This is a genomic window from Streptomyces sp. NPDC053513 (assembly GCF_044544765.1).
Lineage (GTDB): Bacteria > Actinomycetota > Actinomycetes > Streptomycetales > Streptomycetaceae > Streptomyces > Streptomyces litmocidini.
This window is the reverse complement of sequence record NZ_JBITXP010000005.1, coordinates 203127-216824: the sequence shown is the minus strand read 5'-3', so window position 1 is coordinate 216824 and position 13698 is coordinate 203127. Positions and strand designations below refer to the sequence as shown.

Annotated in this window: 14 protein-coding genes; 4 read left to right on the top strand and 10 right to left on the bottom strand. The window is 71.3% G+C overall.

The window, feature by feature from the left end; translation table 11 throughout:
- Positions 1-5: 5 nt before the first annotated feature.
- Complete coding sequence (locus ACIGW4_RS11130) at positions 6-1301, top strand: metallophosphoesterase (RefSeq protein WP_398710266.1); 1296 nt, start codon at positions 6-8, stop codon at positions 1299-1301.
- Positions 1302-1494: 193 nt separating this feature from the next.
- Entirely contained in the window at positions 1495-3048 is a 1554-nt protein-coding gene (locus ACIGW4_RS11125) for an ABC transporter substrate-binding protein (protein ID WP_359589773.1), read from the top strand.
- A gap of 56 nt (positions 3049-3104) precedes the next feature.
- Here the strand turns inward: ACIGW4_RS11125 and ACIGW4_RS11120 are convergent, their stop codons facing one another.
- The 4 genes from ACIGW4_RS11120 to ACIGW4_RS11105 all read right to left on the bottom strand — a co-directional run bounded on the left by ACIGW4_RS11120 (position 3105) and on the right by ACIGW4_RS11105 (position 6281).
- Positions 3105-3917 (bottom strand): TetR/AcrR family transcriptional regulator, encoded by an 813-nt coding sequence (locus ACIGW4_RS11120; protein WP_123454913.1) that lies wholly within the window; start codon positions 3915-3917, stop codon positions 3105-3107.
- A gap of 10 nt (positions 3918-3927) precedes the next feature.
- Complete coding sequence (locus ACIGW4_RS11115; RefSeq protein ID WP_399579823.1) at positions 3928-4335, bottom strand: thiol-disulfide oxidoreductase DCC family protein; 408 nt, start codon at positions 4333-4335, stop codon at positions 3928-3930.
- A 45-nt stretch (positions 4336-4380) separates the two neighbouring features.
- Positions 4381-4815, bottom strand: coding sequence for a hypothetical protein (locus tag ACIGW4_RS11110; RefSeq protein ID WP_123454917.1), 435 nt, complete (start codon positions 4813-4815; stop codon positions 4381-4383).
- A gap of 242 nt (positions 4816-5057) precedes the next feature.
- Positions 5058-6281, bottom strand: coding sequence for an MFS transporter (locus ACIGW4_RS11105; protein WP_399579820.1), 1224 nt, complete (start codon positions 6279-6281; stop codon positions 5058-5060).
- 85 nt (positions 6282-6366) lie between these two features.
- Between ACIGW4_RS11105 and ACIGW4_RS11100 the strand changes: the two genes are divergently transcribed.
- Positions 6367-6930: a MarR family winged helix-turn-helix transcriptional regulator gene (locus tag ACIGW4_RS11100; RefSeq protein WP_123454920.1), complete on the top strand. Its 564-nt coding sequence runs from the start codon at positions 6367-6369 to the stop codon at positions 6928-6930.
- A gap of 107 nt (positions 6931-7037) precedes the next feature.
- On the opposite strand, the gene ACIGW4_RS11095 is transcribed toward ACIGW4_RS11100, so the two are convergent.
- From ACIGW4_RS11095 to ACIGW4_RS11070, 6 genes are all read right to left on the bottom strand, one after another.
- Positions 7038-7577, bottom strand: coding sequence for a hypothetical protein (locus ACIGW4_RS11095; RefSeq protein ID WP_399579817.1), 540 nt, complete (start codon positions 7575-7577; stop codon positions 7038-7040).
- A gap of 102 nt (positions 7578-7679) precedes the next feature.
- Positions 7680-8438 (bottom strand): succinate dehydrogenase iron-sulfur subunit, encoded by a 759-nt coding sequence (locus ACIGW4_RS11090; protein WP_123454925.1) that lies wholly within the window; start codon positions 8436-8438, stop codon positions 7680-7682.
- The gene (gene sdhA, locus ACIGW4_RS11085) at positions 8438-10192 is read right to left on the bottom strand and encodes a succinate dehydrogenase flavoprotein subunit (protein WP_123454928.1); all 1755 of its coding nucleotides are present in this window, start codon (positions 10190-10192) and stop codon (positions 8438-8440) included. The genes ACIGW4_RS11090 and sdhA overlap by 1 nt, the downstream gene beginning before the upstream one ends.
- A 25-nt stretch (positions 10193-10217) precedes the next feature.
- A complete protein-coding gene (locus tag ACIGW4_RS11080) occupies positions 10218-10694 on the bottom strand; it encodes a succinate dehydrogenase hydrophobic membrane anchor subunit (RefSeq protein WP_123454931.1) in 477 nt (158 codons plus the stop codon).
- 8 nt (positions 10695-10702) lie between these two features.
- A complete protein-coding gene (gene sdhC / locus ACIGW4_RS11075; RefSeq protein ID WP_015035721.1) occupies positions 10703-11083 on the bottom strand; it encodes a succinate dehydrogenase, cytochrome b556 subunit in 381 nt (126 codons plus the stop codon).
- A gap of 192 nt (positions 11084-11275) precedes the next feature.
- A complete protein-coding gene (locus ACIGW4_RS11070; protein ID WP_123454933.1) occupies positions 11276-11893 on the bottom strand; it encodes a 2-oxo-4-hydroxy-4-carboxy-5-ureidoimidazoline decarboxylase in 618 nt (205 codons plus the stop codon).
- A gap of 137 nt (positions 11894-12030) precedes the next feature.
- On the opposite strand from ACIGW4_RS11070, the gene ACIGW4_RS11065 reads away from it, so the two are divergent.
- A complete protein-coding gene (locus ACIGW4_RS11065; protein WP_399579813.1) occupies positions 12031-13680 on the top strand; it encodes a glycoside hydrolase family 20 protein in 1650 nt (549 codons plus the stop codon).
- Positions 13681-13698 lie beyond the last annotated feature (18 nt).

Sequence of the window (13698 nt, the reverse complement as noted above, 5' to 3'; positions counted from 1 at the left end):
GGGGCGTGGTCGTCTTTCTGCTGGTCCTGGTCGTGGTGCTCGCGCTGCTCGGTGGCGTGCACTGGTACGTGTGGCGGCGCCTCGTGCGGGACGTCACGGCGGCCGGGAGCACCGCGCGCCGGCTCGGGACGGCCGCCGTCGTGGTGCTGCCGCTGCTCTCGCTCGCCGCCCTGGTCTCCTCGCGGGCGGGCGCGCCCTTCTGGTTCCAGCGGACGGTCGCCTGGCCGGGCTTCCTCTGGCTCGCCGTGCTCCTCTACCTGGTCCTGGCGCTGGTCGTCGGCGAGGCCGTCCGGCCGCTCCTGCGCGCCTGGACGGGGCGTCGCGCCGCGGCCTCCGCTCCGGCGGAGCCCGCGCCCGTGGCCGTACCCGCGCCCCTGACGGCCGCTCCGGCGGAGCCCGTGACCGAGGCCGTGCCCGCAGCGCCCGCGCCCGCGCCCGCGGAGTCCGTACCCGCGGCCGCGACGGAGGCCGAGCTCTCCCGGCGGCTCTTCGTCTCCCGGGTCGTCGGGGGATCCGCGGCTGCCGTCGCCCTCGGGACCGTCGGGTACGGGACGTACGGGGTGCTGCGCGGGCCCCGGGTCAAGCGGGTCACCGTGCCGCTGGCCAAGATCCCGCGCGCCGCGCACGGTTACCGGATCGCCGTCGTGTCCGACATCCACCTCGGGCCGATCCTGGGGCGCGCCCACACCCAGCGGATCGTCGATTCGATCAACGCCGCCCAGCCCGACCTGATCGCCGTCGTCGGCGACCTCGTCGACGGGACCGTCGAGAACCTCGGCCCGGCCGCCGAGCCGCTCGCCCGGCTCCGGGCCCGGCACGGCTCCTTCTTCGTGACCGGCAACCACGAGTACTTCTCGGGCGCCGACGCCTGGGTCGACCACGTCCGGGAGCTCGGCCTGCGTCCGCTGCGCAACGCGCGCGTGGAGATCCCGGCCGGCTTCGACCTCGCCGGCGTCGACGACGTCGCGGGGGAGAGCGAGGGCCGGGGCCCCGACTTCGCGCGGGCCCTCGGCGACCGCGACCGGGCCCGCGCCGCGGTGCTCCTCGCGCACCAGCCGATCGTGGTCCACGACGCCGTGCGCCACGGCGTGGACCTCCAGCTCTCCGGGCACACCCACGGCGGTCAGCTCTGGCCCGGCAACTACCTCGCCGAGCTCGCCAACCCGACCGTCGCCGGCCTGGAGCGGTACGGGGACACGCAGCTGTACGTCTCGCGGGGCGCGGGCGCCTGGGGGCCTCCGGTCCGGGTCGGGGCGCCCTCCGACATCACGATCGTCGAACTCGCCTCGAAGCAGGCCTGACGGGGCGCCGTCACTCCCCGCGCCGTGACCGGCGCGTACCGCTCATCGACTTAAAGTCTCATATCCCGGACATATACCTGTCGTGTGAAAGTTTCCCCTTCCCCATGTGAAAGCCGTGTGATGGGATGCAGCCACGCGGCGTTTTCCGGGGGCCGTCGCATCAGGGGTGGTATCAAAAAAAGGAAGCACGGCAATGCGGTCGACGGTCCGTCTGCGGATCCTCATCACTTGTGGAGTACTGGTGGCCGCCGGCGTGGGGGGCTGGCAACTCCTGCCCTCCGACGGCGAGCGGACCGATCCGATCACCGTCGGCACGACCGACGAGGTCACTTCGCTCGACCCGGCGGGTGCCTACGACGCCGGCTCCTGGGCCATGTACAGCAACGTCTTCCAGTCGCTGCTGACGTTCAAGCCGGGGCTCAGCCAGCCGGTCCCGGACGCGGCCGAGAGCTGCAGGTTCTCCGGCACCAAGCTCTCCACGTACCAGTGCACGCTCCGCGACGACCTCACCTTCGCCAATGGGCGCAAGGTCACCGCCGAGGACGTCAAGTACTCCTTCGAGCGGATGCTGCGCATCAAGACCGACGTCGGTCCGCAGCCGCTCTTCCCGACCCTGAAGAGCGTCTCGGTCCAGGGCCGTACCGTCACCTTCCACCTGAGCGGCCGTGACGCCACGTTCCCGCTGAAGGTGGCCACGGGCGCCGGCTCGATCGTGGACAAGGACCACTACCCGGCCGACAGGCTGCGGACGGACCCCGCGGTCGACGGCTCGGGGCCGTACGTCCTCAAGGAGTACAAGGAGGGCGCGTCCGCGCGACTGGAGCCCAACCCCCGGTACAAGGGCGCCGTCACCAAGGCCGGCCACACGGTGCTGGTGAAGTACTACGGCCAGTCCGAGGACCTCGCCAAGGCCTGGAAGGCGAAGGAGGTCCAGGTGACGCACCGGCAGCTCCCGCCGGACTTCATCTCGACCCTGGGCACCAAGGACGGGACCCGGATCACCGAGGCGGAGAGCGCCGAGATCCGCAACCTCAACTTCAACGTCCGGCCCGGCTCGCCCATGGCGGACAAGGCCGTACGGCAGGCCGTCGCCGCCGTCCTCGACCGCCCGGCGATCACCGAGGGCGCCTACAAGGGCACGGTCGAGCCGCTCTACTCCCTCATCCCGCAGGGCTTCGTCGGCCACAGCACCGCCTTCTTCGACGTCTACCCGGAGCCGAGCCGGAAGAAGGCCCGGGAGCTCCTGAAGGACGCCGGGATCAAGACGCCGGTGGAGTTCACCCTCGGCGTCCGCAAGGACGCCACCTACGTCGCCGAGGCCGCCGAGATCAAGCGGCAGCTGGACGGGACCGGCCTCTTCGAGGTGAAGGTCGTCGAGGTCGACTGGAAGAACTTCCAGAAGGGGTACGCGAAGGGCAGCTACGACGCCTACGGCGTCGGCTGGCTCCCCGACTTCCCCGACTCCGACAGCTTCACCGCCCCGCTCGTCGGCACCGGGAACACCCTCCACAACGGCTTCTCCAGCAAGCGGATCGACGGCCTGATCGCCTCGACGCAGCAGTACAGCGACCGGGGCCGGGCGACGGGCGACTTCAAGGAGATCCAGAACGAGGTCGCCGTCGACGTGCCGCTCGTCCCGCTCTGGCAGAAGAAGGACTACGTCCTCTCCACGGAGGCGGTCACCGGCTCCCAGTACCTGTCGGACGGCACGGGCATCTGGCGCCTGTGGGAGCTCAGCTGGATCTGACCGGGCCTGGCCGGGTCTGACCGGATCCGGCTGGACCTCACCGGGCCCGACCGGGGCTATGGGGTGCTCTGCGGCTTCGGGCCCGTCCGCTTCTTGGGCTTGCCCGAGGCCGCCATCCCGGCCGCCGTCGGCATGAAGTCGGAGAGCAGTTCGTGCGTCTCCTTGACCAGCGGGCGCAGGATCCGGAAGCGGGAGAGCGAGATCGCGCGGGCGGTGACCGGCGCGAGGCGCTCCACCAGGCGCCGGCTGTTCGCCGCGCCCTCCGAGCGGTCGTACACCCAGAACAGCACCAGGCCCATCTGCTGGAGCCAGAGCAACTGCGGGAGCGCTTCCTTCAGTTCCGGGTCGACCTTGACCGAGGCGCCGGAGATGACCCGCCGGTGCACCTCGATCGCCGCCTCGCGCGGGCCCTCCGACTCGGGGGAGAAGGGGCTGAGCGGGCTGTCCGGGTCGGCGGCGTTCTTGAAGAACTGGGCCGCGAACTCGTGGTACGGCTCCGCGATGTCGAGCCAGCCGAGGTAGACCCCGCGGATCCGGGCGGTCAGGTCCTTCTCGGGGCCGGTCAGGATGGGCTCGACGGCCGCCTGGTGCTCCTCGGCGATCCGGTCGTAGAAGCCCTGGACGAGGTGCTCCTTGGAGGAGAAGTAGTAGTACGCGTTGCCGACGGAGACCCCGGCCTCCTGGGCGATGGCCCGCATCGTGGTCTTGTCGTAACCGCGCTCCTTGAACAGCCGGAGCGCGGTTTCGAGGATGAGCGTGCGGGTCTGTTCGCTCTTGGGGGCCTTCTTCTCCTCGGCCTTCTTCTCGTCGGCCGGCTTCTCGGCCGCCGGCTTCGCGTCGGCCTTCTTCTCTTCCTTCACGTCCTTCACAGGGGCGAGCCTAACCGGGCGGACCGGGCACCTCGCAGTGCCCGTCCCGGCAGGGCCCGTCGTCCGGTCCCGGTCCCCTGAGGGCCTCGCGCCACTTCGCGGCCGCCAGGACGGTCACCCGGGCGAAGGGCTGTCCGGCGGGGGTGGCCAGCCAGTGCGCCTTGGGCCGGTGTTCGGCCAGGGCCCAGAGGCAGACGATCCAGGCGGAGGTCTCGCGGTAGACCTGGCCCCGGTCCCCGATCACGGTGATCTCCCGCAGGGTGGCGGTGTGGTCGAGGGCCGGGAAGAGGCGCCGTGCCTGCTGCGAGCCGGCCGGTACGAAGTCGAGCGGGACGAGCTGCCGTTGGCGCAGCAGCCAGTGCCTGAGGTGCACGCAGAGCGGGCAGTCGGCGTCGTACAGCACGGTCAGGCGTCCCACGGGGGTCGTGGGGGCCGATCGCGCGGTCGGGGCGGGCACGGTCGGTCAGCCCTGGGGCGCGGGCGGGGCCCAGGGGCCGCCCTTGGGGGTGGTGGTCCAGCCCTGGGGGCCGACCGGCGGCACCTGCTCGCGCTCCATGACCCCGCGGCGGCGGATCTTGTTGAGCACGTAGACGTTTCCGAGGTGCATCACGCCGAGGACGAGCAGGACCACTCCGAGCTTGACGGAGAGGGCCTCGAAGAGCGCCCGGGCGTCGGCGACGGCGGCGTCCTGGCTCAGGTAGAGGGCGACGAAGCCGAAGTTGACGAGGTAGAAGCCGACCACCAGGAGGTGGTTGACGGCGTCCGCGAGCTTCTCGTTCCCGTGCAGGACGTCGGAGAGGAAGACCCTTCCGTTGCGGCTGAGCGTGCGGGCGACCCAGATGGTGAGGGCCACGCCGATCAGCAGGTAGACGATGTACGCGACGACAGTGAGGTCCATGCCCCACCCTCCCTTGAACGCGTTCAAAAGCTGGCAGGCATGACTGTAGACCCCCTCTTGAACGCGTTCAAGTCGCTGGGGGCGTGAAGTGGGCCGGGTGCGTCCCGCCCTCTGGGGCCCGGCGGGTGACGCCCCCTCATGACCCGGTCGGCACCGGCCGCTCGGCCGTCGTCCTGCTCCGCGGCGCGAGCGCGCCAGGCGCCTCCGCGCTTCCGGGGAGGCGGCGACCCCCGACGGCGGCCCTACCTGAACCGCCTCACCCCCGGCACCAGCGCCGTCCCCGCGCAGCACCCGCCCACCACCACCGCCGCGACCAGCAGCGGTACCCCAGGGCCCCAGGCCGAGGCGGCGAGCGGGGCGAGGGCGTACCCCAGGGGCATCGCGGCGAGCGAGAGCAGCCAGTCGTACGAGGTGACCCGGGCGAGCGCGTGCTCCGGGACCGCGCGCTGGACGGCGGTCTGCCAGACGGGGGAGAGGAAGCCGAGCCCCGCCTGCGCGAGCCCGTACGCCGCGATCGTCGCCGGGGCGGGCGCGGCGAGGGCGAGCAGCGCCAGCGGCAGCGCGTACGTGGCGAGGCCGAGGTTCGCGGTCAGGACCGGGCGCCGGGGGCGGGCCCGGTCGGCGAGCAGGGTCCCGAGGAGGAAGCCGACGGCGCCGACCTGGAGCAGGACGACCCAGGTGGTGCCGCCGCCGAGCCGGTCCACGGCGATGGCGGGGCCGAGGGTCATCAGGACGGCGGCGGCGCCGTTCCAGGCGCTGTGGCCGACGAGGCTGGCCCAGTACCAGTCCCGGGAGCGGACCTCCTGCCAGCCCTCGGCGAGGTCGGCGCGGAGCGAGCGGCGGGGGACGGGGATCCGCTTCACCCGTACGGCGGTCAGGAGCAGGGCGCTGACGGCGAAGGTGGCCGCGTCCAGGACGAACGCCCAGCCGGGGCCGACGGTCAGGACCAGGGTGCCGGCGAGCGCGGGTCCCGCGAGGCGGGTGGCGCTCTGGGCGACGCCCATCGTCGCGTTGGCCCGGTGCAGGGCCTCCTCCGGCACCGTGCCCTTCACGAGCGGTGAGCCGGTCGGCATGGCGAAGGCTCCGGCGGCGCCGCCGAGGGCCTCGGCGACGGCGAGGACGGCGAGGCTGGGGGCGCCGCCGAGCAGCTGGACGCCGACGAGGAGCTGGGTGGCGCAGCGTACGGCGTCCGTGGTGAGCGCGACCGTACGGGCGTCGAAGCGGTCTCCGGCGACGCCTCCCAGCGGCAGCAGGAGCAGTTTGGGGACCATCGCGCAGCCGAGGACCAGGGCGAGCGCCGAGGTGGAGCCGGTGGCCTCCAGGACGGCGAGGGCGAGGGCGGCGGGGATGGCGGCGTCGCCGAGCAGGGAGAGGGCGCGGCCGGTGAAGAGGAGGCGGAAGGAGCGGGTGCGCAGGGGGTGGGGTACGGGCGGGGCGGCGACGGGGCGCGCGGGGGCGGCGGGCATGCACCGCAGGTTATTTCGGTACCGAATAATTCGTCAACGAAATACTTCTCGGGAGAACGGCGCCCCGCCGACGTACGATCACCCCATGGGACACTCCGAGGAACCGCGTGCCCCCCGCGAATCCCGCGCGCCACACGCACCGCGCGACTGGACCGACGAGCACGTCGACCGCTGGCAGCCCGTCCTGCCCCGCCTCGACCCCGTCGTCGAAGGCGCGGTCACCCGGATGAAGAAGCTCTCGGTCCATCTGCGCCGGGTCAGGGAGCAGTCCCTCGTCGACTTCGACCTGGAACGCCACGAGTTCGAGACCCTCCACAAGCTCGCGGGGCGCGGCGGCAGCGCCGCCCCCTCCGAACTCGTCCAGGACCTCGACCTGGCCCCCGCCTCCGTCTCCGGGCGCCTCGACGCCCTGGAGAAACGCGGCTTCGTCCGCCGCACCCAGTCCACGACCGACCGCCGCCGGGTCGTCGTCGAACTCACCGCCTCCGGCCGCGAGACCTGGCTCGGCGCGATGGACGTCCTCGGTCACGAGGAGGAGCGGCTCCTCGGCGTCCTCACCCCCGAGGAACGCGACCTGCTCAACGGCATGTTGCGCCGGATCATGGTCGAGGCGGAGTCGGGCGCCCCCGTCCAGTCCTGGCACGCCTGAGCCCGCCCGGAACGCCTGGGCCCGTCCGTCACGCCTGAGCCCGCCCGGCCCGCCCGGCGTGACCGGGCTCGGCGGGCGAGCCCAGGCGTGACGGGACCGGGCGCGCGTCACACGCTCAGCGAGCGCGCGTAGTTGAGCTGCCCCATCACCCAGTGGAAGGTGTCCGGCCCGGTCGCCGGGATCATCGTCGAGTGGTGACGGCCGCCGCTGGTCACCGTGACCTGGACGAAGCCGGTGGTCTGCTTCTCCTTCATCAGCAGGAACAGCAGGCCGAGGAAGCAGAAGAGGAAGAAGATCACGGCGAGGACGATCGCCACGGTGGGCATCTTCTCCTCGGTCCGCGACATGTCCATCGCGTTCCACACGGCGCCCTTGAGGGGCATGTTGCCGGCCGGCGTGATGATCTGGTCGCCGACCACGGTGATGTCGCCGAGGCTCAGCACCGGCGCGCCCCCGACCGCGGGCCCGTGCTGCGGCGGCACCGGCACGCCGCCCGGCAGGGTCGGCTGGTAGGACGGCGTCTGCGGGTACCCGTACCCGGGCGTCGCGTCCTGCGGGTATCCGTACGCCGGGCTCCCGGGCGACCCGCCCTGCTGCCCCGGCCCCCACTTGTACTCACCGTCCGCGTAAGGGTTCGGCTCGCTCATCAGTCCCCGATTCTCTGTGCGATGGAAAAGCCGGGCGCAATGGAAGAGCCCGCCCCTGCACGCCGCAGCGTACAGAAACGGGCTCCCCGGCCGAACAGGACGTCAGAAGCGACGCGTGATCAGCGCGCGCTTCACTTCCTGGATGGCCTTCGTGACCTCGATGCCACGCGGGCACGCGTCCGTGCAGTTGAACGTCGTGCGGCAGCGCCACACGCCGTCCTTGTCGTTCAGGATCTCCAGGCGCTGCTCGCCCGCCTCGTCACGCGAGTCGAAGATGAAGCGGTGCGCGTTGACGATCGCGGCCGGACCGAAGTACTGGCCGTCGTTCCAGAAGACCGGGCAGGACGACGTGCACGCGGCGCACAGGATGCACTTGGTGGTGTCGTCGAAGCGCTCGCGGTCCTCGGCGGACTGCAGGCGCTCGCGCGTCGGCTCGTTCCCCTTGGTGACCAGGAACGGCATGACGTCCCGGTACGCCTGGAAGAACGGCTCCATGTCCACGACCAGGTCCTTGAGGACCGTCAGGCCCTTGATGGCCTCGACCGTGATCGGCTTCTCGGGGTTGATGTCCTTGATCAGCGTCTTGCAGGCGAGCCTGTTCTTGCCGTTGATCCGCATCGCGTCCGAGCCGCAGATGCCGTGCGCGCACGAGCGACGGAAGGTCAGCGTGCCGTCGATGTCCCACTTGATCTTGTGAAGGGCGTCGAGCACGCGCTCCTTCGGGTCGATCTGGATCTGGAAGTCCTCCCAGACCGCGGCGTCGGACACCTCGGGGTTGAAGCGGCGGATCCGCATCGTGACCGTGATGTACGGGGAGGCGGCGGAGTCCGCCTCGACCTTGTCCAGTACGGGGGTAGCCATCAGTACTTACGCTCCATCGGCTGGTAGCGGGTCTGGACGACCGGCTTGTAGTCGAGACGGACGGTCTCGGAGCCGTCCTCGCCGACCTCGCGGTACGCCATGGTGTGGCGCATGAAGTTGACGTCGTCGCGGTTCGGGTAGTCCTCGCGGTAGTGACCGCCGCGGGACTCCTTGCGCGCCAGGGCCGAGACGGCCATGACCTCGGCCAGTTCGAGCAGGTTGCCCAGCTCGATGGCCTCCAGGAGGTCGGTGTTGAAGCGCTTGCCCTTGTCCTGGATGGACACGTTCTCGTAGCGCTCGCGGAGCTCGGCGATCTTCTCGACGGCCGTCTTGATGGTCTGCTCCGTGCGGAACACCATCACGTTGGCGTCCATCGTCTCCTGGAGCTCGCGGCGCAGGTCGGCGACCCGCTCGTTGCCCGTGGAGTTGCGGAGCTTCTCGATCTGGGCGACGACGAAGGCCTCGGGGGCCTCCGGCAGCTCGACGTAGTCGTTCTTGGCGGAGTACTCGGCGGCGGCGATGCCGGAGCGCTTGCCGAAGACGTTGATGTCGAGCAGCGAGTTGGTGCCGAGGCGGTTGGCGCCGTGCACGGAGACGCAGGCGACCTCGCCGGCGGCGTACAGGCCGGGGACGACGGTGGTGTTGTCCGCCAGGACCTCACCCTCGACGTTGGTCGGGATGCCGCCCATGGCGTAGTGCGCGGTGGGCTGGATCGGGATCGGGTCCGTGTACGGCTCGATGCCGAGGTACGTACGGGCGAACTCGGTGATGTCCGGGAGCTTGGCGTCGAGCTGCTCCGGCGGGAGGTGCGTCAGGTCCAGGTAGACGTGGTCGCCCTCGGGACCGCAGCCGCGGCCCTCGCGGATCTCCGTGTAGATGGAGCGGGAGACGACGTCACGGGACGCGAGGTCCTTCATGACCGGCGCGTACTTCTCCATGAAGCGCTCGCCGTCCTTGTTGCGGAGGATGCCGCCCTCACCGCGGGCGCCCTCCGTCAGCAGGATGCCCATGCGCCAGATGCCCGTCGGGTGGAACTGGAAGAACTCCATGTCCTCCAGGGGCAGGCCGCGGCGGTAGCAGGCGGCCTGGCCGTCACCGGTCAGGGTGTGCGCGTTGGAGGTCACCTTGAAGAACTTGCCGGTGCCGCCGGAGGCGTAGATCACGGCCTTCGCCTGGAAGATGTGGATCTCGCCGGTGGCCAGCTCGTACGCGACGACGCCGGCGGACTTCTTGACGCCGTCGACCTCGGTGATCAGCTGGTCCAGGACGTAGAACTCGTTGAAGAACTCCACGCCCTCCTTGACGCAGTTCTGGTACAGCGTCTGGAGGATCATGTGGCCGGTGCGGTCCGCGGCGTAGCAGGACCGGCGGACCGGGGCCTCGCCGTGGTTGCGGGAGTGACCGCCGAAGCGGCGCTGGTCGATCGTCCCGTTGGGCGTCCGGTTGAACGGCAGGCCCATCTTCTCCAGGTCGAGGACGGCGTCGATGGCCTCCTTCGCCAGGATCTCGGCGGCGTCCTGGTCGACCAGGTAGTCACCGCCCTTGACCGTGTCGAAGGTGTGCCACTCCCAGTTGTCCTCCTCCACGTTCGCCAGCGCGGCGGCCATGCCGCCCTGCGCGGCGCCCGTGTGGGAGCGGGTGGGGTAGAGCTTCGTCAGCACGGCGGTGCGGCTGCGCTTTGTTGCCTCGATGGCGGCGCGCATGCCGGCGCCGCCGGCGCCGACGATGACGGTGTCGTACTTGTGGATCTTCATGACGTGGATTACCTCAGCCCCGTGCCTAGCGGATGTTCGGGTCGAAGGTGAAGATCACCAGCGTGCCCAGAAGGATGGTGAACACCGTGGCGGTGTACAGCAGGCCCTTGAGCCACAGGCGCGTGTTGGCCCGCTCCGCGTAGTCGTTGATGACCGTGCGGAGACCGTTGGCGCCGTGCAGCATGGCGAGCCAGAGCATCAGCAGGTCCCAGACCTGCCAGAACGGGGACGCCCAGCGGCCGGCCACGAAGGCGAAGCCGACCTTGGTGACGCCGCCGTCCAGGAAGAGCTGGATCAGCAGGTGGCCGAGGACCAGGACGACGAGGACCACGCCGGAGAGGCGCATGAAGAGCCACGCGGCCATCTCGAAGTTGCCGCGGGTCGCGCGAGGGGTCTTGCCCGTGCGCTTGCGGGGGGCTTCGATGTACGGCGCGGGGTTGTCCACGTCGTAGCGCGGGCCGCCCTCGACGGGTCCGATCGCGGAGGTGGTGTCAGTCGACATGTCTGGCGTCAGCTCCCGAACAGTTCACGTGCGGCGTGGCCGAGGACGGGGTACAGGGAGCCCGCCATCAGCACGACCCAGATGCCCACGACGGTCCAGAGCATCTGCTTCTGGTAGCGCGGGCCCTTCGACCAGAAGTCCACGGCGATGACCCGGAGGCCGTTCAGCGCGTGGAAGAGGATGGCGGCGACCAGGCCGTACTCGAGAAGAGCGACGATCGGCGTCTTGTAGGTCGCGACGACCTCGTCGTACGCCTCGGGGGAGACGCGGACGAGAGCGGTGTCCAGCACGTGTACGAACAGGAAGAAGAAGATGAGGACGCCGGTGACTCGATGAGCCACCCAGGACCACATTCCTTCCCGGCCGCGGTACAGCGTTCCAGCCGGCACGGAAAAACCCTCCGGGAGCGGGGATCGGGGTCGGCCGGCTTCTCTGTCGGTCTGACCCGGCCGGGTACGGTCCACCGGCCCCGGTCATCGTAGCGACGACTTGTCGGTTCGCTCGCCCGGGGTCCATCGGTGTGATCAAACAGGCACGGACGGGCTATCACACAGGCCGAAATCACCGCATTGCGGACGGAATCACGGCCCGGAGTGTCGCGGTGTGAGCCCCTGGGCCACCCGGAGGGCCAGTCGGGCGCGGGCGAGGCGGCGGAGCTCCTCGGCGGCGACCACCCGTTCCTCCTCCGCTTCGTTGCCGAGACGTGACCGGATACCGGCCAGTAACTGGTCGAGCCGCTCCTCGGGGCGCACTCCGTCGAGGCTGATCACGAACGCGTGTCCGAAACTGCTCTCGTACGCGGCGTGGGCGGCCCGCAGCGCGGTCCGGGCGGCCGGCGGGGCGTCCGGGTGGGGCAGCGCGGAGGACTCGGCGGCGAGGGCCTCGTCGAGATCGGCGCGGGAGAGGTCGTAGCCGGCCTCGTCGGCGGCGGCGAGCAGGGCGTCCACGGTCGGGTACGGACGGTGCGCCGCCACCCGTTCGGCCCAGCGCGTGCTGTGGCAGCAGGAGAGCAGCAGCGCCACCGCCTCGGCGGGCGAGGCCGCGTTGAACCCGACGAGACCCCCGGTGTGCCGGGAGTGGGTCTGCTGGGCAGGTAGGGCAGGGGTGTCCGCGGCGCCCGGCTTCCGGCAGGGGGCGTGGGTGTCGCTGGTCAGCGTGGACTCCGGTGCTCCGGGACGGGTGGGGTGGACGTGACGCAACGTTATCGACGGGATGGGGGAAGTGTCCGACGGATGCGCGATTTTCACCCGGAAGGGAGAGTTTCGGAACAGATGATGGACGATCGGCTTCCGCCCCGTCGAGTGGTCGGACTCCCGTCCTTACGGGAGGATTCCGAATGATGCGGTACTCCCTCCGAGGGCCTCGTCGGGCCCCCGCCCTCCTGGCGACCGCGGTGGCGCTGGCCACCGTGGCGGCCTGCTCGAACGGCTCTCCGTCCGGCCCGCCCTCCGGCCCGTCCGCCACGGGCGCGTCCGCGAGCGCCGCGCCCACGGGCACGGCGCCGCCTCCCAGCCCCACGCCGACGCCGCCGGCCGCGCCCACCCCCACGCCCTCGAAGTCCTATCCCCTCTCCACCGCGCCCGGCACCGTCCCCGCCGTCCGCGCCCACCAGGCCGCCCGCGGCCCCGGCTGGAAGCCCGCGCCCACGGGCGGGGTCGTCCTCGCCGCGAACAGCGGGGCCCTCGCCGACGAGGGGCGGCTGCTCGCCGGGGAGCTCGGCGTCCCGTACCGGGGCGCCGCCGCGGCCGGGCCCGGGGACGTCGAACTGGCCCTCGGCGGGACGGGCGCCCCCGAGTCGTACACCCTGACGGTGACGGGCGGCCGCGTCCGGATCGCCGGCCCCGACGAGGCCGGGGTCTTCTACGGCACCCGCACCCTCAAGCAGTCGGTGAAGGCGACCGGCGCGATGCCCGAGGGCACGGTCACCGACCGGCCGGCGAAACCGCAGCGCGGGCTCATGCTCGACATCGCCCGCAAGCACTTCACCGCCGCCTGGATCGAGGACCGCATCCGGGAGATGAGCGACCTGAAGCTCAACCAGCTCGGGCTGCACTTCTCCGACGACCAGGGCTTCCGGATCGAGTCCTCCAGCCACCCCGAGGTCGTCTCGGCCCAGCACCTCACCAAGGCCGAGGTCCGCCGGATCCTCGCCCTCGCGGCGAGCCGCCACGTCACGGTGATCCCCGAGATCGACTCCCCGGGGCACCTCGGCGCCGTCATCGCCGCCCACCCCGGGCTCCAGCTCGTCAGCGCGAGCGGCCGGGCCCCGCGCGGGACCGTCGACATCTCGAACCCGGACGCGGCGAAGATCGTGGACGAGCTGCTGCGCGAGTACGCCGGGCTCTTCCCCGGGGCGTACTGGCACCTCGGCGGCGACGAATACGTCGCCCTGATGTCCAAGAACCCCGAGGCGAGCTACCCGAAGCTGGCGCGGGCCGCGGTCGCGAAGTACGGACCCTCCGGCCGCGTCCAGGACCTCGCCACCGGCTGGCTGAACGACCGCGCGGCCGTAGTCCGCCCCACCGGCAAGACCCTCAAGGCCTGGAACGACGGCTTCTTCACGGGCGGGGTCGCGGTCCCGGCCAAGGACCTGGAGGTCGAGTACTGGACGGGCCGCGAGATCGGCGCCCGGCTGCCCGTCTCGTACCTGAGCGAGGGCCGCAAGGTGGTCAACCTCAACGACGACTACCTCTACTACATCCTGGGCGAGCCCAATAAGTTCCCGTATCCCACCGGCCGCCGGATCTACGAGCAGTGGACCCCCCGCGTCCTGCGCGGCTCCACCCCCGTGCCGGCGCGGTACGACCCCCAGATCCTCGGCGGCCGGCTCGCGGTCTGGTGCGACCTGTCGCGCGCGCAGACGCAGGCCCAGGTGGCGGCCGGCATCCGCCTCCCGCTCGCGGCCCTGGCCCAGAAGGTCTGGGACCCGCGCCCACCGGCGCTGACCTGGGCGCAGTTCAAGGGGCTGGCGTCGAAGGTGGGCTGACTTTTTGTCGTGGACGCG